This window comes from Desulfobacula toluolica Tol2 (assembly GCF_000307105.1).
Lineage (GTDB): Bacteria > Desulfobacterota > Desulfobacteria > Desulfobacterales > Desulfobacteraceae > Desulfobacula > Desulfobacula toluolica.
Genome location: NC_018645.1, coordinates 4,972,777 through 4,997,036, shown reverse-complemented (window position 1 = coordinate 4,997,036; position 24,260 = coordinate 4,972,777). Strand labels below are relative to the sequence as shown.

The following is a 24,260-nucleotide window of genomic DNA, read 5'->3' as shown; positions in this document are numbered from 1 at the left end:
AGCTGTTAATGATCCGTATGTTTATAATCTATCAGAATTTTGTTTAATGTCCAAATTTTTTATAAATTTTCTATGAAAATCTTTAAAAAGCCAAACAGAGACTTTCAATTTTTTTTGTGGACAAACCAAGGTGAGCAGATTTTTGTATAAAATTGCCAGGTCTGACCGTGGCAGTGATTTGAAAATCAGATAAAAATGCCGGTTATAAATCTTTTTACTTTCATAAATAAATTTGCTACCTATGCCGGCATGAAAACTAAAAACTTCCAAACAGGCCGGGTAACATTAGTGGCCTTCTCACATTTTATCCATGATGCATATACAAGTTTCCTTGCCCCTTTACTGCCTTTGATCATAGAAAAACTTTCACTGACCTTAAGCCAGGCCGGTTTGCTGTCAACGGTTATGCAGATTCCGGCACTGCTCAATCCCGTTATCGGGCTGTTTGCAGACAATAAGGGTCTGGCAAGATGGATGGTTGTGCTTTCACCAACTCTTACGGCAATTCCAATGAGCCTTATTTTAAATACCTCATCATATTCTCTGCTGCTTGTTCTTGTTTTTTTTGCAGGAATCAGCGTGGCGTTTTATCATGTCCCGTCACCTGTTCTGGTTGCAAAATATTCCGGGAAAAGCAAGGGACTCGGTATGAGTGTTTTTATGACGGGCGGAGAAACCGCTCGAACCATAGGGCCCATGTTTGCAATCCTGGCAGTATCTTTACTGGGAGCTGATCATTTTTATGCTGTTATGGGATTTGCTTTTTTTACCTCTGTCCTGCTCTATTTTACTCTTGAAAAAGAAGAAGAAAAAATCAGGATCAAAAAAAGCGGATCTTTAAAATCAACCTATGATGAAATCAAGCATGTGATGATTCCCCTGTCCGGTATTTTAACGGCACGATCCTTTATGCACGCATCCATGGGGGTTTTTCTCACTGTTTTTGTAGAAAGACAAACAGGAAGCCTATGGTATGGAGGCGCAGCCCTTGCATTGTATGAGGCGTTTGGTGTGGCAGGCGTTTTAAGTGCCGGAACGCTCAGTGACTGGCTGGGACGGCAGAGGGTCTTGTTCTGGGTATTGACCATTGCACCTGTTGCCATTCTGTTCTTTGTTTTTACAACAGGCATCCTGAAAATTGTTATGCTGGTTATAACGGGATTTACCGTTCTTTCAACCACACCTGTCATGCTGGCCATCATCCAGGAAAACGCAAAATTCAATCCTTCGGCAGCCAATGGTCTGTTTATGATGATCTCTTTTGCCGTCAGATCCATTGCCGTTTTTTTTGCCGGTATCATTGGTGATATTGCAGGTCTTGAGAACATGTTCGTCGTGAGTGCGTTGATCGGATTTTGTGCCATCCCGTTTTTATTAAAACTGGAACATTAAACTTTTTTATTTTTGTGCAGGATATTTTAAAACTGATGGAATCCTGATATACTCTCGCCTGTTTGTTATGTATTGAATAATCAGAGGATTTAAAAGTTGAATACAGGTAAAAAAAGCATCCTTCAAAAAGGAAAAGGCAAGACAAGACGACAGGCAAAACTTGCGTATTTATACGAAAAAGAGTCACAATATTTTGCCCAGGTTGCCGAAAGTATAAAAGACATTGCCATAAAAGAACTCAAAGAGCTGGGAGCCTATAATTTACAACCGGTTTTCAGAGGGATATGGTTTTGTGCATCCAAAAAGGATTTTTATCGGATCACTTATTTTTCACGACTTGTCTCAAGGGTTCTGGCACCACTTGTTTTGTTTGAAGCCCATGACAAGGATGAACTGTATAAGGCTGCCAAAAAAATAAGATGGGAAGAGTTTTTAACCCCTAAAAAAACATTTTCCATTGTGGCCAATGTGTCTGAATCGGAAATTACACACTCCAATTTTGCAGGATTGCGGATCAAAGATGCTATAGCCGATTATTTCAGGGACAGGTCTAATAAAAGACCCAGTGTGGATGCAAAAGACCCTTATATCATTATTAATCTGCACCTTCACAGAAACATGGCCACCTTGTCTATTGATGCATCTGGCGGGGCGTTGCACAAACGCGGTTACAGGGAAGAATCCGTATCCGCTCCCATGCAGGAAACAGTTGCCGCATCCATTATCCGGCTTTCCGAATGGGATGGAACCGTCCCTTTATACGATCCCATGTGCGGATCAGGCACCCTTTTGTGTGAAGCCCTCATGGCCTATAGCAGGATACCTGCACAGGTGTTCAGAACCCGGTTCGGGTTTGAGCGGCTGCCTGATTTTAATGCCGATTTATGGGAACGGATTAAACAAGAGTCCCGGGATAATTTCAGGGAATTAAAAGCAAACATGATTTTGGGAAGTGATGTGTCCGAACATTCGGTGAATGCCGCAAGAACCAATATTATGGGACTTCATTTCGGCAGTGAAATCAACATTGAACTAAAGGATTTCCAGGATATAGACGCCATAGAAGACAGTGTGATCATAACCAATCCACCCTATGGTATCAGGATGGGAAAAGATCAAAACCTTAACGAGTTTTATCAAAATCTGGGGCTTTTTTTGAAAAACAGGTGCAAAAATTCAAAAGCCTTTGTCTATTTTGGAGAACCCAAATACATTAAAAAAGTTCCCCTTTCCCCTTCCTGGAAACGTCCGTTGAAAATCGGGGGCCTTGACGGCAAACTTGTAAAATACGACCTGTATTAAGACCGTACCAGGATTCAATAATACCAGGATTAAAACCAGACCAGGATTTAATAAGACAGGAAGAGTTCAAACAATGGAAAAACCAAAAACCGGTGGAAAATACACCTGCTATGAATACAGGGAAGAGATGATCCTTTTGGGACTGCAAAAAAAATTGTCTTCCCCGGAGTTGACACCTGAAGAAAAAAAAGATCTGCTAATAGAAATTGCCAAAGTTGAAAAGCAGATGGGAATTGATTAAGAAAAATAATTTTCCTTTTTGAACTGTTCACAACTTAATATGGAGGAATATAATAGCAGAAGAAGGTGGCTTATCGGAAAACGGGTTGGAGCTGGTCCCGAAATCTCAGATTTATGCCCGAATTAAAAAGTTTCAAAAATGGCTGACATCCAAAGATCTGGATGGAGCCTTTGTTCTTCAGAACGTTGATTTGTATTATTTGAGCGGTACGCTTCAGCGCGCGATATTGTTTGTGCCTTGTGAAGGGCAACCGCTGTTAATGGTGATAAAAAGTTTTCAGCGGGCCCGGAATGAATCTGCGATCCAAGCAATCTTTGAAATACAGGGACGTGGCGGGATATTGCCGATTTTGGCAGGCCATGGCCATGGCATGCTCAAGCGAGTGGGCTTTGAGTTGGATGTTCTTCCAACGGCCCAGTATCTCTGGTTTCAAAAAAAATTCCCGCGGATAGATTTTGTTGATATTTCCCCTGGCATACGAAAATTGAGAACAATCAAAACTCCCTATGAGGTGAATCAAATACAGCGGGCCACCGCTATTCTGGACAAAGGATACCAGGAAATTCAACAATTGATTCGAGAAGGCATGACTGAACTTGAAATTGATGGCCTTCTTTACTGCCTGGCCAGGAAGGAAGGCCATATGGGGATTATGCGCATGCGCGGGTGGAACCAGGAGATGACCCATGCCCATGTACTATCAGGAGAAAGCGGGGCCGTGGTTTCATCCGGTGAAACCACGGCAGGTGGTCCAGGTAACACCCCGGCCATGCCCCAGGGAGCCGGATTTGGACGTGTTAAAAAAAATGAGCCGATCTACATTGATTATGGGGTGGGCGTGAACGGGTATTTCAGTGATCAGACCCGAACCCTTGTGATGGGTGATCTGGAAGATGATTTGGCAAGGGCCTATGAGTGCAGTAAAAAAATTTTAGAAACACTCGAAGCTGAAGTTCAGCCAGGCATCCCCTGTGCCCGACTCTATGAAAGGGCCCATTCCATAGCCCGCAAGAACGGATTTGAAGAAAATTTCATGGGATATGGCCAGGGTAAGGTTAAATTTGTAGGGCATGGTATAGGCCTTGAGATTGATGAGCTTCCGGTTATGGCTCCAGGCTTTAAAGCACCCATACAGGAAGGCATGGTATTCGCCCTTGAGCCTAAATTTGTTTTTCCCGGCAAGGGAATCGTCGGTATCGAAGATGATTACAGGGTCACCTCAAAAGGAATTGAGCGGCTTACATTAACGGACCAGGCGTTGATCCGCATATCTTAAAAACAATAGTAAAAGCATAATCCTTTCAGGAGACATCCATGGAGAACCACAGGAGCAAAAGCGGCCAGGGAGCGGGACAGCCTGCATGCCGTGTCCCTTATTTGCCACATAGATCATGAGGAAGCTATTGAATATGGTCCAGCAAAATTTCAGGCCGGTCACAGGAAATTACATGGGCACACAGTGCAGCGGCTCGTTTCATCCTGGCGGGAAGGTCGTGATTACCTCAAAGATACACCTGAACCTGGGCATTGGCCTGACTTGTTTCTGAAAATTCATGCCGGGGGAAAAACCACTCCGAAGCAAATACGGCATCTGCATCCAATGCCTTGATGACAAATTCGGGCACCTCCATGATTTGCCAACAATTGAGTAAATCAATGGAAATCATGAGATCAGTATCCAGGGATTTGATTTGCTTGGCCATTGCCACAGCCTTGGGTCTGGAAATGAAAAAATAAACCGAGCCTGCCATATCCTGTTCCAGGACCAACCGGGCAGCCTTGACCGGATTTACGCTCTTAAGATCCAATGCCAGGACAAAGCCGTTCCAGGCGCGTACTTTTTTCAAAACATCATAAAAAACCGGCATCTTGAAGGCGGTTGCTTTTCCCAGCTTGCGTGGGGTTGCTGTTCAACAGGGTCTTAAAATCAATTCTGTCCTGAAAGGTCTTGTCCCGTATCTTTTCAAGATCGATCCTGTCCTCGCAAAGGTTCGGGGTTTCCGCAAAAGATTCCTTCCACCGGTTGTGTCCTTCAGGCGGCTGGCAGATAAATGCGGTATTGCTTCCGGCAACCGCCACACAAATTTTATCCAGGCTCCGGCAAGCATATACCTGCCGGTTGTCCGGCGTTATGTGTCCCGTGGAAGAGATCAAAAGGTCACACCCCAATTTTGAATGGGTCACCCCTGTTTCCGGGTGGCGTAACTCTTCAGGACTGCACAGTCCAAGCCTGACCGGGCCTGTATCCACAATGGAAATCCCTTCAGGGCCTGTCCCGTATCCTTTGCCGTCAATGGTATGCATCACTGCACCGGCCAAGGGCGTAATAAGAAAAAGGCTGTTTTGCCCATTGTTGATACTAAAGCAGACCGCTGTTTTTTTGTGGGCAATCTCATCTGAAAGCCGTGCAACCAGGTCTGTCGGATCGGCTGTAACCACCTGTGGGAAAACCAGGAGAACAAAGTCGTTTAAAGGGGTGTTGGAAAGTTCCTTTACACGGTTGTACAGATTCTGCTCCGAAAAGTCGTCCCCCATTGCAGTATGGCAAATCACCCGGAAAGGAGACGGCGTTGCAAGATCATAATAAGAGGTCAGATCCCCGCCTCCATAGGCGACATGGCGCATATCAAGATAGATGGGACCCCAGGCTGAAGGATTTCGGTCCGCCATGATATCAGGACGGATGATTCCGGAAAGTCTGCCCCGGGTCAGGGGCAGGCGGCAGTTGACAATGGCCGACTCTTTACTGCAAAGGGATATGAGGGTCTCTCCTGCAGGGGAAAAGACGCCCGAAGGCGCGTTTTCACAACTCATCATCCGATCTTTGCCTCCCCTGTTGCACGCAGCAATATAGATCCCGTTTTCTTTTGCACGAATGGCCCATAATTCTTCGGGGTCCAGCCCGGATGAAGGCCAGTTGGCCGGCACCAGGATGAGATCGGCCCCTTTGAGCGCTGTCTGCCTGGGCATAAGGCTGTGGTAGGTATCAGAGCAGATCAGTACCCCTATTCTTGCCCAGGGTGTGTCAAATACATTATTCTGGACCGGATCACCCGGACAGGCCCACCTGGCTTCCGCATTGATCTTATGGTATTTCAGAATGATTTCACCCACCGGGTCGATGACCATGGCCGTGTTGTAAAAAAGAGCGCTTTCCTGGTCCTTTTCCGCAAACCCCAGACAGATATAGGAGCGAAATTCCCGGGCAATCTCTTTGATCTGTCTTATGATCTCATCGCGATCTGTTTGGGTATAGGGAAAAATATCTTCCCTGGATTGAAAACTATACCCGGATATCCCCATTTCCGTATTCACAATGATTTGTGATCCGTTCCCGGCTGCTTCCCGGTTAAGCCGGATCAATTCCCGGCAATTGGTCTTTGGATCTTTGTACCGCACATCCAGATGAATCAACGCCGTATTTAAGTGATTTTCCATTTTTCCTCAAATCCCATGGCAAGTGCTTTGAAAATCAATGCCAGCATTGCCTTGTCGCTGGTGTTGGACAGGTTTTGCGACAGTTTTAGTCGATAGGTTTCTATTTGATCCGTCCTGCCGGACACGGCCATGGCAACCTGGGCTCCAAAGCTTGAAAAAATTTCCTTCATGCAGGTTGCCGGCAAAATGCCCCAGGCGGATTTATCCCTGAGATGAACCAAGGCTGCTACTGCAGCCACAATAAGGGGATCACGGTTGATGCTGTCAATATTATCCTTTGCCAGCCGGGCAAGGTCATCATTTAAATGACTGCAGATGCCCTGGATCATCTCTTTTTTATCTGTTCCAAACCGTTCGATATGGATCTTTACTGACCGTTGACCCTCCGGGCTCAGGCGATTCTGAAGGCAAAGGGTCTTGCGAACCGCTTTTTTAACGGCTTTTCCGATAAGTTCTCCAAGCTTGGTATGCTTGCCTGCACTTGTCAGTTCTGGTTCATCAGTTAATCTTGCGGCAACAGCGATCTGGTCTGTCCCGGTTCCTGTGGCAAGACCGTCGGAATACCGGGAATTCACGGCTAATTCCTGGAGAACTGCGGTTTTGGCTTCAGTGGCCGTGACAATGGCCCGGGCCATGGAACCGCAGTTTAACGGTTTATTGATAAAGATCATTATATTGATGGTACCAGGTGTTGGCGTTTTGCCGATATCATCCACATGGACCCAGGCCCCGTCTTTTTCATAATAATGCGCATCATCCCCCGCCCGCCCGGCATTGGCTTCCACCCCGCCCGTGGCAACTGCCATCACCCAGAGATTTTGAAACTGCTCCTTGTATATGGCGGCATAATTCATGTTGGCAGCCGTGCCCAGACAGGCACAATACCGCCAGTCCAGTCCTTCCCGGGTGCAGATCTGCTCCAGATAAGCTTCAGGCTCTTGGGTAATTTTTTTGGTATGTGCGCCCATATGATTACAGGGCTCACAGGACTGGTGGTTGAGCAGGACGCTTATGTCATCTCTCAGCCCGCCGTTGACACGGCAGGTGGAGATTACCCGGTGGGGGGTTAAAAATTTTGCATAAATTTTTTTCTGGTTCCGGTAAAGTTCCAGCACATCATCATAGGTTTTCAAATGCATCTGTTTATCCATTCATTTTTATCTTTCACTAATAACCATGGCAGATAATTCTGTCAAAACTAAGAATAAGAGAGATCTAATTCCAGCAAGTTAGAAGTTCTTTCATAATAAAATTAATCTTTTGCCTTTTCAACACAGAAAATCGCTGCGGCAAAAAAGGCCATACCGATGACTAACAGCACCAGCCAGGATAAAGGGTCGGTTTCTTTTCCCAGGCAGGCAGAACGAATGACGGATGAAGCATGGGTCAGGGGAAGAAAAGAAAGGATTTTTCCCGCCCATACCGGCAGTCTGTCAACCGGGAAAAACGTCCCCCCCAGAAATGCCATGGGAGTGATCACAAAAGAATTGAGCATGGCCTGGTCTGCATGGGATTTGACAACCATGGCAAGCCCCACGGCCAGGGATGCAAACACAAAACTGTTGAGCAGGACTGCGACCAAAAATACCATGTTATAATGAACATCCACCCGGAACAGACCCCCCAGGACCATAATCACCAAGACAGAACAAAACGCCCGGGTCATGCCTGCCAGAACCTCGCCCGTCACATAGGCAAAGTCTGAAATAGGGGCTGCCTGGAATTCTTCAAAAATATGCCAGTAAAATCTTGCAATATTAATATCACTGGCAATGGCAAAGGCCTGGGTCATGCTGCTCATGGCAATAAGGCCCGGGATTAAAAATTGCATATATGTATGCCCCTCAACCGGAGCGGCATGGCCTGCGGCATACCCAAAGGCAATAAGATACAATAAAGGGGAGATGGACCAGGACGGGATCTGCCGGGTGATCCTTTTCTTTAGGATCAGCATCTCCCGTATATAGATTGCTGATATGGCGTGTATCATGTTAATAATTCCTATTGATTTATCCGCTTTGATTTCAAGATGTCCCACCCACCTTCTTGCCGGTCAGACTTAAAAAGGCATCTTCCAGATTGACCCGGCGCAATGTATATAGTGCAAGATTCCGGGTATTAAACGCCTCGGCCGACTGTCTGTCCTTGAAATAAACCGTTTCCATGACATCCTCCTTGAGCCGGTCAATGGCCCAGCTGCCAATGGCTTTCATAAAATTTTCCGGCGTGTTCAGGGCCACGATTTGTCCCTTGTCCAAAAATGCCACCCGGTCGGCCAGAAATTCCGCCTCTTCAATATAATGGGTGGTTAAAAATACAGTGGTGCCCTGGGACTGTATTTTTTTTATCAGGGCCCAGATCCGCCGCCTGATACCCGGATCAAGCCCTGCCGTGGGTTCATCCAGAAACAGCACTCCCGGTGCATGCAACAGGGCCCGGGCAATCATGAGGCGCCGTTTCATACCGCCGGACAGATTTTTTACCGGTGTTTTTTTTCGATCTTTTAAATCCACATACCCCAAAAGCCGGTCCGTTTCTTTACGGATGGCTGAAGCACTCATCTGGAAAAGCCGGCCGTGAATCATGAGATTTTCAGCCACCGTCAATTCCTGGTCCAGGTTTACGGCCTGGGGCACAAGCCCATACTGGCGTTTGGCATCCCGGACATTTTTCTGGATATCAAACCCATTGATGCGGCATCTACCGGAGCCGGGCCGGGTAAGTCCCGTGAGAATCCGGATTGTGGTGGTCTTGCCGGCCCCGTTGGGGCCCAGATAGGCAAACAGCTCTCCCTGCTTGATTCTCAAGTTGACTCCCCCCAAGGCTGTCACATCCTTATACACTTTTTTTAAATCTTCTATTTCTATGGCATCCATGTTTTACGGCATCTTTATTAGACAGCCTTGGCCCCCCGGTTTTGTTCTCTGACGGCATGAATGTCCCGGGCCACCTCCTGGAGGGGTTTGCGCCTGATCCTGTGGGGAAGGGCAAGCTCTGCGGCCCGTTCAATGTCTGCCGAATCCACCTGGTCCCGGCCGTTGTAGGCCGCCAGGGTCTTGGCGGTTTTCAGGATGATGATATCCCCCCGGTGACCGTCTACCCCCACATCCAGGCAGAAAGAAGCGATTTCATAAAGCAGCGGTCTTTCAATGGTCACCCGGGGATAAAGATCCATGGCCTGTTCGATCTTTTGGGACAGGTACTGGGACCTGTTTTCCCATTGCCGGCAAAAACCGTCCGGGTCTTCATCAAAGGCAGCACGCCGTTCCATGACCGCCACCCGGTCTTCAGGCTCCAACGCGCCCTGAATATTGACACAGAGTCCGAAACGGTCCAGGAGCTGGGGCCGCAACTCCCCTTCTTCAGGGTTCATGGTTCCCACAAGGGTAAACCTGGCCGGATGGGAAAAAGAAACACCTTCCCTTTCAATGGTGTTCACCCCCATGGCTGCGGAATCCAGGAGTACATCCACCACATGGTCATCCAGCAGATTCACCTCATCCACATAGAGAATACCCCGGTGGGCCGCTGCCAGAAGGCCGGGCTCGATCCTTTTTTCCCCTTTTTTCAAGGCATGTTCCAGATCCATCGTTCCCACTACCCGGTCTTCTGTGGCACCCACGGGCAATTCAATAACACTGATTCCCAAAAGAGTGGTTTCAAGTATTGCGCTATCGGATCGGGCCGGGCAATCCGTTGAGACACAGGCGTTACAGATTGTTCCTGTCTCGTTTACGGCCAGTTGGAACGGACACGCCTTTACCCGCTCAATGTTCGGCAGAATTTGAGCCAGGGCCCTTACCGCTGTGGACTTTGCCGTGCCTTTTTCTCCCCTGATGAGTACGCCTGACAAGGTGGGGTTTATAATATTGAGTATCAATGCCAACTTCATTTCTTCTTGTCCCACAATGGCCGTGAAGGGGAATATGGGTTTGTTTTTCATCAAAATTTCCTTTAATTTTCATATGAAAGTCTTCAAAAATCCAAACAAAGACTTTCATGTTTTGTTGTGGGCAACCCGTATGAAATACCAGGCCTGCCCGTGGCAGTTAGTATCACCCTTATTGGGTATCTTTAACCAGACTGACAAGGGAGTCGGCCTGCAAATCATCTATTTTACAATATTGGGCACCGGCCGCAGCAGCCAGTTTCCCGGCAAGCCCGAAGCGCACCAGTCCATCGGCTTCGGTGTCCACCACGATATACTTGATCCGTTCATCCTGTCCCATCCTGGCTGCAAAAGTCATGGCCTCTTCCACAGGCTTGCCCTGTCCCATTGCCACATTGGTTTTTCCGTCCGTGATAATCAAAACAATCGGACGGGTGGCCGGATCCCTGAGCAGCACATTCCCCACCATCTGAAACACCTTGTCCAGGCCGGCGGACAGGGGGGTTCTGCCGCCCACGGGCATTTCCTTAAGATACTGGGCCGCAAGCTCTATTGAACTTGTAGGGGGCAGGTTGACATAGGCCTCTGATTTTCTGAACGAAACCATTGCCACCCGGTCCCGTTTCTGGTAAGCATCCAGAAGAAGGGATAAAACAGCCCCCTTGGAAGCGGCCATCCGCCCTTTTGCCCCCATTGATCCGGAGGCATCCACCAGGAAAGCCAGGAAATTTCCAATTCTTTTTTCCCTGATTTTTTCCCTGATATCCTCGGGTTTAAGGCTGATAAAAAGTCCTTCCGGCACCTCCCGCCGAAGCTGGTAAGGGGCTGCAGCCCTGAGCGTGGCATCAAAGGCCACGTCATTATGGAGTCTTTTCATCCCGCTTTTTACATACCGGCCCTGTTTCCGGGATACCCGGGTGCGGGAACGCCGACCCGATCCCCGCCGCATCTTACGGTCCCTGGGCGTGGTAATTTTTTTAACCTTGAATGTGGCACCGATGTCAAATATCTGCTCTTTGACATCCTCTTTAGGCTGGGGCAGATCTTTTTTTGTATCCTGATCCGGATCATCCCGGTCATTTTCTTCAGGATTTTCTGAGTCCGGTTTCCCGGATTCAGCCGGTGGCGGGTTTTCTTGTTCAGGGTCCCCTTCCTGATTCGGTTCATCCGGTTTATTTGGTTCATCCGGTTCAGAGGGGGGATCATCCTTCCGGTCCTTTTCAGAAGGCGGTGGTGGCGGTGGCGGTGGCGGATCAGCCTCCCGCTTCCTGTGCAGCAAGGCAAATTTTGCCACCACACTGATGTCATCAATCTCTACATCCACCTGTCCCAGAAGTGCTGCATGGGCCCGGGCAGCCTGTTCAATGACAAGATCAGCCCTGTGGCCTGCCACATGGTTGCTGCTACAGAGTTCTGCAATAAAAGACCGCAAATGGGACCGCATCCGGACCCGGGGCAACAATTTTTTTGCCTTTTCAATCTTTTGAGCCAGCTTTTGGGTCTTTGATTCACAGCCGACCCTGAAGGCCGTTGGATCACGGTCATACAATTCCCGCTGTTCCATGAGGGTGATCCTTGCTTCCGGATCTTTTTCCGAAGCCACCTCCACGCATAATCCGAACCGATCCAGGAGCTGAGGACGCAGATCCCCTTCTTCCGGGTTCATGGTCCCCACCAGGAGAAATTTTGCTTCATGGCACAAGGAAAGTCCTTCCCGCTCCACATGGTTTTCCCCGGAAGCGGCTGCATCCAGGATAATATCCACAATATGGTCATCCAAAAGATTAATTTCATCCACGTAAAGAATTCCCCGGTGGGCCTGGGCCAGAAGCCCCGGCAGCAAGATTTTTCTGCCTTCCTTTACTGCCCGGTTAAAATCCATACCACCGGCCACCCGGTCCTCGGTGGCATTCAACGGCAGGGTGACCACCTGCTTGCGGAGGGTGATGATCCTGTCTTCAGGTATCCCCTGTTTACAGGTATCACATAAAAACAAGCTGTCTGGATTACAATTAAAAGCACATCCTTCGATCACCCGGATTTTTGGCAGTACATCCGCCAGACCCCGGACGATCGTGGATTTGGCCGTACCCTTTTCCCCCCGGATCAGGACACCGCCAATGCCGGGATGAATGGCGGTAAGGATCAGTGACAGCTTTAAGTCTTCCTGGCCGATGATGGCTGAAAAGGGAAATATGTTTCTCATTTTTTTTCCTTTGGTTTGAATCTGCTGGTCAATTTCATGGGTATCATTAAAATTTTATTCTTGCACCTGTTATCCATGTCCTGGGGGCCCCGGAATAGCCGTCTCCATACATGTAAAATGTGTCCCCGATATTTTTAACTTCAGTAAACAGGGTCACGGATTCCTTCAAAAAAGAAAGTTTCAACCGGTATTCCAGCCGCACATTTCCCAGAGTATATCCATCCTCTTTTCGGGTGTTTGCCTTGTTGGCAAAAACCGATGATACATGTTCCAGGGACAGACGCAGACAAAAAGATTGAGCAGGCGTATACACAAGATCTGCCATTGCCCGGTGTCTGGGTTTGGAAGACAAAAATAATCCTGTGTTCTCATCTTTTGCCTCAAGATAGGTATAGGTGGTTTTCAGCTTTAAATTTTTTCCAGGTTTTACATCAAAGGAGAGATCCACACCCGTGTACGTTACTTTGCCCAGGTTGACATAGGAACCGGTGCTGCCCTCCCTGACATAGGTGATGCGGTCCGTGATCCTGTTGTAAAAAGGCGACAGGTCAAGGCTCATCCAGTCAGACACTGCCATGGACAAAGAAAGACTGATATTGTCAGCCTGTTCCGGAGTGAGATCCGGATTCGGCAGCATGGAGGTACTCTGGTAATAGCGCTGGTAAAAGGAAGGAATGTTATGGGTACGGGAAAAACTGATTTTTGCGCGAAATGCATTTTTGTGAATCCCCGCCGTAATTTCCGGGCTGAAGGACTCATCAAACTCGGAATATGTTTCAACTCTGCCTCCCAGACTGAACTGAACCGGTATGCGGTCCAATTGACCGGAAAAAGTGGCAAACCCCCATGCATGGGTCTCTTCCCGGGTGGCAAATCCCGTGGACCGGGCAGTGGTTTTTTCACCTCCTGAACCAATGGACAGGTTGCCCCAATGATCCCACTGGATCTGCCGGGTCAGTTCATCCCTGATTTTTTCAATTCTTAACAGGGTATCCAGGTGGGTGTCCGGATTGGTATTTTTCCTTTCCGCATCAATATAAGTCAGTTTATTTTGAAATTTCCATATGTCAGCAGTGAAAAGGCCGGAAAAAAGATCATAGGCATACCGGGCATTGGGGGTGGGATAGGCATTCATTCCCGGAGAACCCCTGTCCTCGGAAAGCTGACTTGCAAAAATTCGAAACCGGGTGGTGTTATCCGGGGAAAACCCCGCATCTCCCTGGATCATTTTTTTTTCTTTATCAGCATTTGGCCGATAGCCGTCGGTCCGGTCAAGGCCTGCCGAAGCAGACAGGGAAAACCGTTCTGTTCCTGACCGGCAGGAAAGATAGGTATGGTGGGTATCAAAATTGCCGGTATGGGCTTCCACAAATCCAGAAGTCTCCCGGGTTTTGTCCGTGGTAATCACAATCACACCACCGCTGGCATCACTGCCAAAGGCGGTACTGCCGGAACTTTTATACACCTTTATGGATTCAACCTTCTGCAGGGAGATCGTTTCCCATTTCACCCCCCCGTAACTGGAAGTTGGATCATTGATCATTTTTCCGTCCATTACCACTCTCACCTTATAGACCCCCCGGATGGCAATGGATGTATCCCCTGCATTGACACCGGGTACCAGGTTCAGGACGTCCTGAATCCGGCCGGCACGCAACCCTTCAATATCTGCTTTTGTGATAAGGACATAGGCTTTGGTTTCTGTGAATCCCGGGACTTCAGATGGTGCGAAAACAGATGCCAGAATAAGGATCGGGAGCAAAAAAAACAGTGGTTTCATTTTATTCCGTGAGACCTTCTATTTCCCCTTCAATTTCAAGGTATTCTTCTTTAAGGGTGGCCTCCATTTTTGAATCTGCCTGCCACATGCCCCTGGAAATGGCTTCCAGTAATTTATCCAGAATATTTTGGCGGGCATAGGGATTAACCGCGTTCATCCATTCTTTCATTTTTTCATCCAGGACATAGGCATTTGCCATACGTTCGTACATCCAGTCTTCCATGACTTCGGCCGTGGCATCCCAGCCCAGGGCCACATCCATCATATGGGAAATATCCCCTGCGCCTTTGTAGCCGTGGCGCATCATTCCTTCCAGCCATTTTGGATTGACCAGCCTTGATCTTAAGACATGTTTCGCCTCTTCATGGGTGGTTCTCATTTTCACCCGTTTGGGATCGGAACTGTCTCCGACCATGGAAAAGGGGAACTTGCCGGTCACTGTTTTTCCGGCGACAATGAGTCCGCCATAATAATTATAGTAATCCGTACAGGACATCATGTCATATTCCCGAGAATCCTCATTTTTAACCGTCACATTCATCCGGGATAGAAGCGTTCTGAATACAGCCGGTTTTTGCAGACCATAGCTGCCCTCTCCATACGCATGACTGGAATACCGGATATAATTGTTGCCCAGATCCTCCTGGGTTTTCCAGTTCTTGGATTCCACAAGTTCGGATACCCCGGCCCCATATGTGCCGGGCGGACAACCAAACACCCGGAAGGTGGCCTCCCGGAAGGCCTGGTCTTGGGACAGTCCCCGGCTTTCATACTCTTTTATATCCCGGCTCACATGCCTGCGAATCAAATTTGATTCAAGGGGTTCATCCAAGGCTGCCACCATTTGGACCGCTTCATCAATGCGCTTCACCAGCAATGGAAAAGAGTCCCTGAAAAATCCCGAGATTCTTGGGACCACATCAATCCTAGGCCGCCCCAGTTCCCTTAAGGGAATAATCTCAAGCCCCAGAACCGTCTGGTTGGTCTTGTGCCACACGGGTTTGACACCCAGAAGATAAAAAATTTCTGCAATGTCATCTCCCTTGGACCGCATGGTGGAACCCCCGTAAACAATGATACCCACACTTTCCGGATAATTGCCGGTTTCTTCCTGGTATCGGGCCAGAAGGGCATGGGCCAGAGACTGACCGACTTCCCAGGCCCCGAGACTGGGAATTTTATAGGGATCCACCGAATAAAAATTTCTGCCGGTGGGCAGGATATCCGCCTGACCCCGGGTGGGTGCCCCGGAAGGCCCGGGAAGGACAAACCCGCCATTGAGAGCCGTGAGGGTTGCCATGATTTCCTGTGGTGTTTTTTCAATATTGGGTACAAGACAGTCCGCCAGGTAAGCCAGGGTTTCTTCAACATCCGGACTGGTCCTGCCAAGGGTATCTGAAATCATCCCGGGAATCTGATGGTTTAAATCCCTGCTGTCCAACAGCCGGGTCACAAGTTCCAGGCAAAGGCTGTGTGCCTTTGAAATCAACTGGCTACCCGTAAGACCTTGTTCTGTATCCACCACCCTGCCTTTGTTTTCCAGGAGATGATCATAATCATGACCAATAACTTTAACAATGGATTCTCTAAGAGAGGGAATCGAGCCGTTGGCCACCCGGGTGAGTTGCACAAGAAATTCAATGAGCCGTTCTTTTTCCGGCACCGTCCCCAGGATATGGAGGCCGTCATTGATCATGGTATCCCCAAGGTCTCCCAGATAGGCATGCAAATCTTCCAGGAAAGCGTCAAAATCGGTGAAAGCCGTTTCTTGTGTCACCTTCAAATCTTTATCAAGATCTGCTTTTACCACAGCCTCCCAGATCATGGGCTTGAGTACGGCAACCTTCCCCGGGTCCTCCCTGACGGCATCATAATATTCCTTAAGATGATTCTCCACCGTTGACAGGTCTTCATAAAGGTCTGCATTGGTAAACACCGGTGTCAGATGATCAATGATACAGGCATAACTTCTGCGCTTGGCCTGGGTGCCCTCACTGGGGTCATTGATGATATACGGATAAATATTGGGCAGGTCCATGATGGAAAGATCGGGATAGCATTCTCTGGATAATCCCAGGGCCTTGCCCGGCAACCATTCCAGGGACCCGTGCTTGCCCACATGGATGACGGCGTCGGCCTTGAAAATATGCTTGATATACCGGTATTGTGCAAGATAATGGTGGGGCGGGGACAGATACATGTCATGGTAGGCCTTGTCAATGTTTTCCAGGTATCCCCTGGGCGGCTGGACCGTGATAAAAAGGTTCCCGTTCTTAACCCCTGAAAACAGCAGTTCATCCTTATGGACAAACAAATCCCCGGGCATGTCACCCCAATCGGCCACCTGCTTTTCCTTGATGGCCTTTGGCAGATTATCGTGCCAGGGCAGATAATCTGATCTTTCGGCATGGGCCACGGATTTCTCATACATCTGCTCGGGCATAAGCCATCTCTGGTCACAGGTCATGCCGTCAATGATTTCGTGGGAAAGCGTGTCTCCTTTTTCATAGGTTTTTTCCACCCGATATCCTTCCTGCTTTAACCGGTCCACCAGTTTTTTCACACTTTCAAAACTGTCCAGGCCGGCGGCACAGCCAATGCGGTCATTGCGCGGGGGATAATGGTGAAAAATAATGGCCACTTTTTTATCCTGGTTTTCCTTTTTTGACAACCGTGCCCAGTTAAGGGCCAGGTTCACCACCTGTTCCACCCGATCCAGGATGGGCATATACCGGGCAATGAGCGCACCGGTCAAAGGGTCGGTCTCATCCATTTCCCTGGATGCCACGGGTACGGAGATCAGGGTGCCGTCAAACTCGGGCTGGGCAGCTGCAAAAGAGACTTCCATGGTGGTCATGCCCTGAAAGCCTTGTTTCCAGCTCTCATAGGGCTGCAGGGTGGTCATGGCCTGGATGACCGGCACATTCAGGTTTGGATAGATATCCTTGTAATCCGGGTCCGCCAATGTCATGGAAAACATCATGGGGTTGATGAGTACATCAATAACCGGCTTTCCCTGTTTCATAAAAAACTGGCGGGCAATATCATCGGCTCCCCGGTTTCCAAGGAGCTTGTCCTTGTACCGCAGATGAAACACCGGAATAATATTGGCCCCTGATTTTTCAGCGGTTCTGATCAAAGCATTGATAAATTTAAGATTGTTATTCACCCAATAGGTCTGGTAAAACCACAGGCCGATAGTGATCCGGCCGGGTTTGATTTTTTTTTGATCGTATTCCTTAAAAGAGGGAATGTGGGAAAAATCAGGATGATATATGCCTTCAAGGGGAAGGGGCAAGGGAGGGGCAAATTCAATCGGGTCAAATCCGTCAGCCCCGATCAAAAGATCATGGAGATAAAAAAGCAGATGTTTAAAATTAACCGCCCCCCCGTGTTTCAAATAGGCATGAATCTCATCCCATGCCGGGGTGCCGAACCCTGTGGAGTACTTCCTTGCCAGTTCCATGGCATCCTCATCCCCGCCCATGGGCTGGATATGCAGCCATGCTTTTTCCCTGTTTTCCGATTTCAGGCTGTTCAGGGCTTCAATCAAAGGATCAAAGGCCGGACAGGATTCTTTGCCGCCGTGCAGAGTGATGATAATTATGTCCGCAGTCACGGCCCGGTCCACAAAAGAATGTATCCTGCTGTCGTCAAAGAGCTGGGTCTGGGTTTTGGCATGCACCCGGACCCGTTTACCGGCCTCTATGAACTGCTCGATGCCCTGACTTAAAGAGGATATTTCCATTGACGTGGCTGAATAATAAGCAAGGGTATAAGATTTCATTTTATTTTATCCTTTTTTTAAGCAATTTTTATCCCGATGTCTGTCTGGGATGCCAGGGCCTGATAGATCGCACAGGCAAGCCCGGGGGTATGATTTTTGTTATAATGAAGACGACTGGGGCACTCGCCGGGACATACCGGGCTCAGGCCGCACTCCCGGCACCTGGCCTGGAGTGTCCGGTTCAAACGATAGGCCTTAAGTTTTAACACCTGTTTGCCTGTTTCAGGATGATCCAGGGTGCCAAGGGCAAAATCAGGGTCATTGGCGGTCTGGCTGCAGGGAAACAATTTTCCTTCGGGCGTGACTGCCAGGCTTTGCCCTGCTGCTGCATGGCAAAAAGGGGCTAAAGCTGTTTTATATATTTTTTCCTTTAATTTTTCCATTTCGCGTATCACAAGCGGGACATGCCTTCCGGCATTAACCATATCCAGGGCAGTGATCATTTTTTTGATTCCAAAGGCCACCTGGTCGGGTTCTGCCGATAGAACAGAGGTCTTTTTTGCATTTCCCTTTAAGACCAGGGGGTCCAACCCGATCCCCCGGGCCATTGAAAATCCCCCCAGCGACAGCACCAGACGGTGAAGCTTATCTGCATTGGCTGCCGTGACCACGGTTGTAACATTAAAAGGGACTTTTTCTTTTTCCAGCAGGCGCAGCCCCTTAAAGGTGTCACCTGCCCGGCCCCGATGGGCTTCTTGTAAACAAGGATCTCCATCTATGCTGATCCCCAGGTTAAGATCATATTTTTTAATAAGATCAACAACCCGGTCATTCATGAGGGTGGCATTGGACTGAATCCCGATGCTGACATCCGGACGGATCTGCCTGGTTTTTTGAGCTGCATATTCAATAAGACGGGGCACCAGCAGGGGTTCCCCGCCGGTGAGCTGGACATGAAAGGGCAGACTCTCCTTTGCAGCTGCCCCAAGGGCCTGATCAATCATCTCACAGGACATATCAGTGCCCCGGTTGGTATTTTCCCCCTGACTGCCCAGATAGCAGTACCGGCAGGCAAGGTTGCACCTGTCGGTCAGCATTAAAATCAAATACGCCGGAGAAAAATTCATGGTCAGGCGATTTCTTTTTCTTCCACCAGGTCTACCAGGCGGGATTCCGTTTTTGTAAACCATACATCAGACAGGTCCGGGCGGTTCAACATTTCCCTGTTTTTAGGGCTGCCCATGCAGAAAATCGGCTTTTTAAGGGCAAGCGCCGTGGTGATCAGATCCAGATTAGCACGGTTCAGGCCAGCGGTTTCAAACCCGGTATCAATGATAAAATCACATGCCTTGAGTGCCTCAACAGCGCCCTGAACACTCTGGCTGGAAATGATATCCAGGCTGTCCTGAACCAGGCACTGGATTCCCAGGGATCTGGCCACAAAATAATCAATATCGTTTTTCAACAGCACGCCTGTGATAACCTCATATCCTTTTTTGGAGAGCAGGCGATAGAGAACCGATGCACTGCCCATCCCCCCGATGACAAACACCCTGGCTTTGTCAGCCCGGTTCCGGATCTCAATATTTCCCAGCATCCTATTGAAACAGGCATTGGAAAAATCATACAGGTCAGATACCGTATCCTCCTGGAGGACATCTTCCGGCGATCCGAATGCGTGAAGCATGCCATCCTTAATCAGAACTACCCGGTCCGATACCTTGGCTGCCACTTCCACATCATGGAGTGAGGCAACCACACAAATGCCTTTTTCCCGGCAAAGCCCCTGGAGAATGGACATGACTTCCATACGGTGTTTCAAGTCCAGGTGCATGGTGGGTTCGTCCAACAGGATAATGGCGGGTTCCTGGGCCAGGGCCCTTGCAATAAGAACCTTTTGCCGTTCCCCGTCACTCAGGGTGGAAAGATCCCGAAAAACCAGATGTTGTGCCCGGACTAAATTTAAAGATTCCATGACCGCATCATCGTCTTGACTGTTCATCCTGCCGGTCCAACTTGTATGGGGGTAACGGCCCATGCCCACAAAATCATAAACACGAAAAAGGGGGGGAGCCACCCTTTGTGTCAACACAACAGACATTATCCGGGCCAGATCATCGGACCGGATCAGGGATAAATCCTTTCCATGAATCGTGATCTTCCCGCTAAGGGGAGGCAGGTGTTTGGAAAGGGTCCGCAACAAAGTGGTCTTACCGGCCCCGTTGGGTCCTAACAGGGATACAAATTTTCCCGGGTAAAAATCAAGGTCAAGGTCTTTGAGTACTTGTTTTTTTTCGTATCCGACACAAAGATTCCGGGTTGATAAAATCGACGTGTTGTTCATTATAATACCACCTTTCGTTTTAATAGAAGGCCGATCACGATGGGTGCCCCGAAAAATGCAGTGATCGCGGATATGGGCAGTTCCACCGGTGAAAACACCATTCGGGCGATAAAATCACACAAACAGGTAACCACTGCCCCCACCAGGAGCGAACCCGGTATCAGTATCCGGTTGTCGGAGGTGCCAAAAGCCAGCCGCACCATGTGGGGAACAGCCAGGCCCACAAAGGCCACAGGACCGGCCACAGAAGTGATCATCCCGGCCAGGGCACAGGAGGACAAAAGAATAAGCAACCGGAATAATTTAATATTCACCCCCATGGATGCGGCATATTCTTCTCCTAAAAGAAAAGCATTCAGGGGTTTGGCCAGGGCATAGACCAGAAGGCATATCAGCCCGCCTGCGATGATCATGATTTCGATTTCACTCCATCTGAATCCTGAAAAACTACCCAATTGCCACAGCACAAACCCCTTTATTTTTTCTTTTTCTGCAAATGCCACCAGCACACTGGTAACGGCATGGCAAAGATACCCCATCATCAATCCCACGATAAGGAGTGTGACCGCATTTTTCACCCGGCCGGCAATGGCCACTACAATGACCATGACGCCATATGCTCCTGTAAAGGCTGCCAGGGTTGCCATAAAGGGATTGAGGACAGTAAATCCAAGGGTCAGGGAGGTGAGCATCACAAAGGAAACCATTAATGTGGCCCCGGAAGAAATTCCCAGAATAAAAGGTCCCACAATGGGATTGCGGAAAAAAACCTGAAGCAGAAGACCTGCGACGGCAAGATACCCCCCGCCAAGTGCAGCGGCAATAGCCCTGGGCAAACGGATTTTCCATATGATAAACCCATTGACGCCGGCAGTGTCATGGGTGACCAGAATGGAAACAAGTTCGTCTAAAGATATAGGAACAGAGCCGACCATAACACTGGCTGTCATGATTATCAGAAGGATGGCACAAAAAAGCGTATACGTGATGCTGCGGCGCTTTCCCGAAAGCTTTCGAAGTGCTGTGATATCAGTAGGTTGAATAGTGGTTGTTGTCATATGTCCTTGTCTTTCTTTTATATGAAAGAACTCTTAACCTATTGAAATTAAATATCTTTCATATTTTGTTGTGGCAGGGTGATCTGCCATGGCGTTAGTAGTTATCCTGTATTGATTTTAAAGGCCTTCAGCTTTTCGGGTCTGTATCCGGCAATTGCCTGAAATAGCCAAGTTTGTGCCCCGGGTAACACTCGGGATGAAGAATGGCGGCAATATCCGTCAATATTTCATCCAGCTTGTCCCCGGATTGGGTATAATGGGGCATGGGGGAATACACCCTGCCGTCCTTCAAGGGTTTCACACCGGCCAACAACGGATTGGCCCGTGCCAGAGCCGCCTTTGAACTTGCCCCGCTTTTCGGGGTCCGGTAGGTGAAAAAAATCTCGGCATCCTGGCCGGAATATAAAAATCGCTCCAGGGAAATCTCGACACAGGATTTGCCGAAAATATCTTCAAACTGATAATCACTCAATGCCAGTTCAACCAGCTCACCCACCCAGGCGTTTCCCGGTTCCACCAGTACCCGCTTTTCATAGATGTCTCCCCACATGACCTTGGGTTTATAACTTGCCTTGGCAGTGTTTTTCCGGATCTGTTCCAGGGCATTGGAGACTCGCTCAAAATATTGATTTGCCTGGGCTTGTTTATTAAAAAACGGGGCCAGAAAACGGATAAACTTCATCCGGGCATTGAGGCACATGGCAACGGGCGTAGTGGTGATCACACAGGCGACCCCCATTTCATCCAGCATGGGAAGAATGGACATGTCCCAGGTCAGGACCAGTTCAGGCCTGACTTTACGCAATTGTTCAAAATCCACGGCATTATAATCCCCCAGAAAGGTAATGGCATTCTCTTCCATTCCCCGTACCACTTCCGGGATAAACCAGTCCTCTTTTTCGGCCAGAACACCCTTGAGTGACTCTATCACCCCCAATGCCTTGAGAATGGCAATGTCAAAAAAGCCATAGGCCACCACCCGTTCAACCGGGGTCCGAACCACCTGGAATTTTTCATACCCCGAAGGTATATCCGCGTCCCGGGGGACCAGTATCAAGGTCCTGCCGGCCCCGTCCCTGACCTCGGTGCATCCATTGGCCAGTGGGTTAACGGCAAAACTGCCGATACTCATAAAACTTAACTCTTTTGTCTCTTTTTCTTTGACCGGTGACTCACTGTCGCTGGAACATCCTGTAAAAAAAGCCATGGCCAGACCTATAAAAATCAGCAGCACCGGTTTTACGTTTACTCTCATGTTGTTTCCTCCTGTCCGGTCTGATTGGACATGTATTGCCTTTGTCGACCAAACCCATACCGTTTTTCTGAAAAAATTTTTTCCCAGGCATACATCAATAGTCCAAGGGTAAAACAGACCATTCCTGTAAAATAAAACCCCACTCCCGGGTCCTGTTTAATAATCAATGTGACAAATTGTCGCCTGTCCATGCCGTTGCTCCGGGTTTTGGGTGCAAAATCCTTTAAATGGATGCTCAGGCCCTGAAACCGGACCGGCCGGTTAAAAGAAAGCACTGCAAGTTTGGTGTTTTCACCTGCCTGAAGTAACAATTTTGCCCGGATATCAATGGCCTGTTTTTCCATATACAGCAGACGATTTCCCGTGTAATACTCAATATCCAGCGTTTCAAGGGTAATCCTGCTGCCGGACACCTGGATGGTTTTCCCCGGCAACAGGACTTTTCCAACATGGGTGCCGGCAAAAAGATAGGAAACCAGATAGCCCAGGAACATGATCAGCATGCTGTAATGCATGACATGGGGACCAAACCGCAGAACAAACCGGGACCGACTTTTAAATCTGTGACGATTTTTCAACAGGCTTACCACCCGATCCGTGGTGCAGGCAAAGGTATTGAATGACAGTGCGGCCAGAAGCCCCACTAGGATAAACAGCCACCCGGTCTTTCCCAGGGATTCTTTACCCCATGTGGCAGACCATTTGAGAAATCCCAGATCATTGATGGGGTTAAACAAATGGGCATGATATTTGAGCATGACATATCCCGCCAGAAGATCCAGGATCATCACCCCCATGATCCCCATGGTCACATAAATATTTCCCGCCCAATTCCATATCTGTTTTAATCCCTTCATGAGAGCCACCCCGGTATTCTGAAAGGTCCCAGTTCAGGCACACAATTAAAACAAAACACCCAGACGGCACCCAAAAGGGCAAACCAGGCCCTGGGCCCGGCACCTGAAAACCGCGTAAGATGCAGGTGAAGCATCAGGGAGTATAAAAGCCAGGTGGCCATTGTTGTGGTCATCAAAGGATCATCCCAGACAACGGGTGATCCCCACCCCAACCAGGACCAGAAAGCACCGGAAAATACAGACAGGGTCCAGAAAAAAAAACCCCATAGCACAGCCTGGCCCACGAATTTTACCTGTCCCGTCTCGCCTTTATCCAGAAGAACCATGACTGCCCCGGCCCCTGCCAGCAAAAACAGGGATTTGCCCACCACTCCCAGCAAAAAGAAACCATGGGCAAACAGGGTTTTAAACTGCAAAAACGGCAGATAAAAATCATTGGGAAATAAATATGCAGACCAGGACAGCAAATTGACAAGAACGATCCGGGACAGCAGGTTGGAGCGAGACAGAACCGGCCGAAAACCGATGAGGCCCACTGCAAACGCAAGAAAAAACGGACCCTGGTATAAGGGCAGCAGCGGGAAACAGGTCCAGTATCGCAACGCCAGAGAACCGGCATGGCATATCATACCGGCTGCAAATACACATGCAGCACAGGTTTTCTGTTTTGCGGCCACCATGATCAGGCTGATCAGATAGAGCAGGGAGGCGACCAGAAAAGAATGATGAATGATTACTTGAATATTCATCTTATCCAATTCCTGAATAGTA

Annotated in this window: 19 protein-coding genes; 4 read left to right on the top strand and 15 right to left on the bottom strand. The window is 48.7% G+C overall.

Annotation, left to right across the window (positions count from 1 at the left end; translation table 11 throughout):
* The first annotated feature begins 288 nt into the window (after positions 1-288).
* The 4 genes from TOL2_RS22320 to TOL2_RS22310 all read left to right on the top strand — a co-directional run bounded on the left by TOL2_RS22320 (position 289) and on the right by TOL2_RS22310 (position 4,211).
* On the top strand, positions 289-1,392 hold the full coding sequence (locus TOL2_RS22320; RefSeq protein WP_232508001.1) for an MFS transporter: 1,104 nt from the start codon (positions 289-291) through the stop codon (positions 1,390-1,392).
* A 96-nt stretch (positions 1,393-1,488) separates the two neighbouring features.
* Positions 1,489-2,694, top strand: coding sequence for a THUMP domain-containing class I SAM-dependent RNA methyltransferase (locus TOL2_RS22315; RefSeq protein WP_014959547.1), 1,206 nt, complete (start codon positions 1,489-1,491; stop codon positions 2,692-2,694).
* Positions 2,695-2,767: 73 nt separating this feature from the next.
* Complete coding sequence (locus TOL2_RS25175) at positions 2,768-2,935, top strand: hypothetical protein (protein WP_173391131.1); 168 nt, start codon at positions 2,768-2,770, stop codon at positions 2,933-2,935.
* Positions 2,936-3,020: 85 nt separating this feature from the next.
* Positions 3,021-4,211 carry a M24 family metallopeptidase gene (locus TOL2_RS22310; RefSeq protein ID WP_014959546.1) on the top strand — a complete coding sequence of 397 codons (1,191 nt, stop codon included), beginning with the start codon at positions 3,021-3,023 and terminating at the stop codon, positions 4,209-4,211.
* Positions 4,212-4,437: 226 nt separating this feature from the next.
* Here TOL2_RS22310 and TOL2_RS22305 read toward each other — a convergent pair whose 3' ends face one another.
* The 15 genes from TOL2_RS22305 to TOL2_RS22235 all read right to left on the bottom strand — a co-directional run bounded on the left by TOL2_RS22305 (position 4,438) and on the right by TOL2_RS22235 (position 24,238).
* Positions 4,438-4,803, bottom strand: coding sequence for a hypothetical protein (locus TOL2_RS22305; RefSeq protein WP_041279684.1), 366 nt, complete (start codon positions 4,801-4,803; stop codon positions 4,438-4,440).
* Positions 4,787-6,373, bottom strand: a complete 1,587-nt coding sequence (locus TOL2_RS22300) for a carbon-nitrogen hydrolase family protein (RefSeq protein WP_014959544.1) — start codon at positions 6,371-6,373, stop codon at positions 4,787-4,789. Before TOL2_RS22300 ends, TOL2_RS22305 begins: the two co-directional genes overlap by 17 nt.
* Positions 6,358-7,524: an adenosylcobinamide amidohydrolase gene (locus TOL2_RS22295; protein WP_198408351.1), complete on the bottom strand. Its 1,167-nt coding sequence runs from the start codon at positions 7,522-7,524 to the stop codon at positions 6,358-6,360. The genes TOL2_RS22300 and TOL2_RS22295 overlap by 16 nt, the downstream gene beginning before the upstream one ends.
* Positions 7,525-7,625: 101 nt before the next feature.
* Positions 7,626-8,411 (bottom strand): ABC transporter permease, encoded by a 786-nt coding sequence (locus TOL2_RS22290; protein ID WP_232508000.1) that lies wholly within the window; start codon positions 8,409-8,411, stop codon positions 7,626-7,628.
* Positions 8,398-9,249 (bottom strand): ABC transporter ATP-binding protein, encoded by an 852-nt coding sequence (locus TOL2_RS22285; protein WP_014959541.1) that lies wholly within the window; start codon positions 9,247-9,249, stop codon positions 8,398-8,400. The genes TOL2_RS22290 and TOL2_RS22285 overlap by 14 nt, the downstream gene beginning before the upstream one ends.
* Positions 9,250-9,266: 17 nt before the next feature.
* Entirely contained in the window at positions 9,267-10,316 is a 1,050-nt protein-coding gene (locus TOL2_RS22280) for an ATP-binding protein (RefSeq protein WP_014959540.1), read from the bottom strand.
* Positions 10,317-10,434: 118 nt separating this feature from the next.
* A complete protein-coding gene (locus tag TOL2_RS22275) occupies positions 10,435-12,468 on the bottom strand; it encodes a putative cobaltochelatase (protein ID WP_014959539.1) in 2,034 nt (677 codons plus the stop codon).
* Between the two features lie 46 nt (positions 12,469-12,514).
* Positions 12,515-14,248 (bottom strand): TonB-dependent receptor, encoded by a 1,734-nt coding sequence (locus TOL2_RS22270; RefSeq protein WP_014959538.1) that lies wholly within the window; start codon positions 14,246-14,248, stop codon positions 12,515-12,517.
* Position 14,249: 1 nt separating this feature from the next.
* A complete protein-coding gene (cobN, locus tag TOL2_RS22265) occupies positions 14,250-18,035 on the bottom strand; it encodes a cobaltochelatase subunit CobN (protein WP_014959537.1) in 3,786 nt (1,261 codons plus the stop codon).
* A 17-nt stretch (positions 18,036-18,052) separates the two neighbouring features.
* Positions 18,053-19,102 (bottom strand): radical SAM/SPASM domain-containing protein, encoded by a 1,050-nt coding sequence (locus tag TOL2_RS22260; protein WP_014959536.1) that lies wholly within the window; start codon positions 19,100-19,102, stop codon positions 18,053-18,055.
* 2 nt (positions 19,103-19,104) lie between these two features.
* Complete coding sequence (locus tag TOL2_RS22255; protein ID WP_014959535.1) at positions 19,105-20,319, bottom strand: ABC transporter ATP-binding protein; 1,215 nt, start codon at positions 20,317-20,319, stop codon at positions 19,105-19,107.
* Positions 20,319-21,377 carry a FecCD family ABC transporter permease gene (locus TOL2_RS22250; RefSeq protein WP_014959534.1) on the bottom strand — a complete coding sequence of 353 codons (1,059 nt, stop codon included), beginning with the start codon at positions 21,375-21,377 and terminating at the stop codon, positions 20,319-20,321. The genes TOL2_RS22255 and TOL2_RS22250 overlap by 1 nt, the downstream gene beginning before the upstream one ends.
* A gap of 127 nt (positions 21,378-21,504) precedes the next feature.
* Positions 21,505-22,632, bottom strand: coding sequence for an ABC transporter substrate-binding protein (locus TOL2_RS22245; RefSeq protein WP_014959533.1), 1,128 nt, complete (start codon positions 22,630-22,632; stop codon positions 21,505-21,507).
* Complete coding sequence (locus tag TOL2_RS22240; protein ID WP_014959532.1) at positions 22,629-23,489, bottom strand: hypothetical protein; 861 nt, start codon at positions 23,487-23,489, stop codon at positions 22,629-22,631. Before TOL2_RS22240 ends, TOL2_RS22245 begins: the two co-directional genes overlap by 4 nt.
* Positions 23,486-24,238 carry a cytochrome C assembly family protein gene (locus tag TOL2_RS22235; RefSeq protein WP_041279683.1) on the bottom strand — a complete coding sequence of 251 codons (753 nt, stop codon included), beginning with the start codon at positions 24,236-24,238 and terminating at the stop codon, positions 23,486-23,488. Before TOL2_RS22235 ends, TOL2_RS22240 begins: the two co-directional genes overlap by 4 nt.
* Positions 24,239-24,260: the final 22 nt, after the last annotated feature.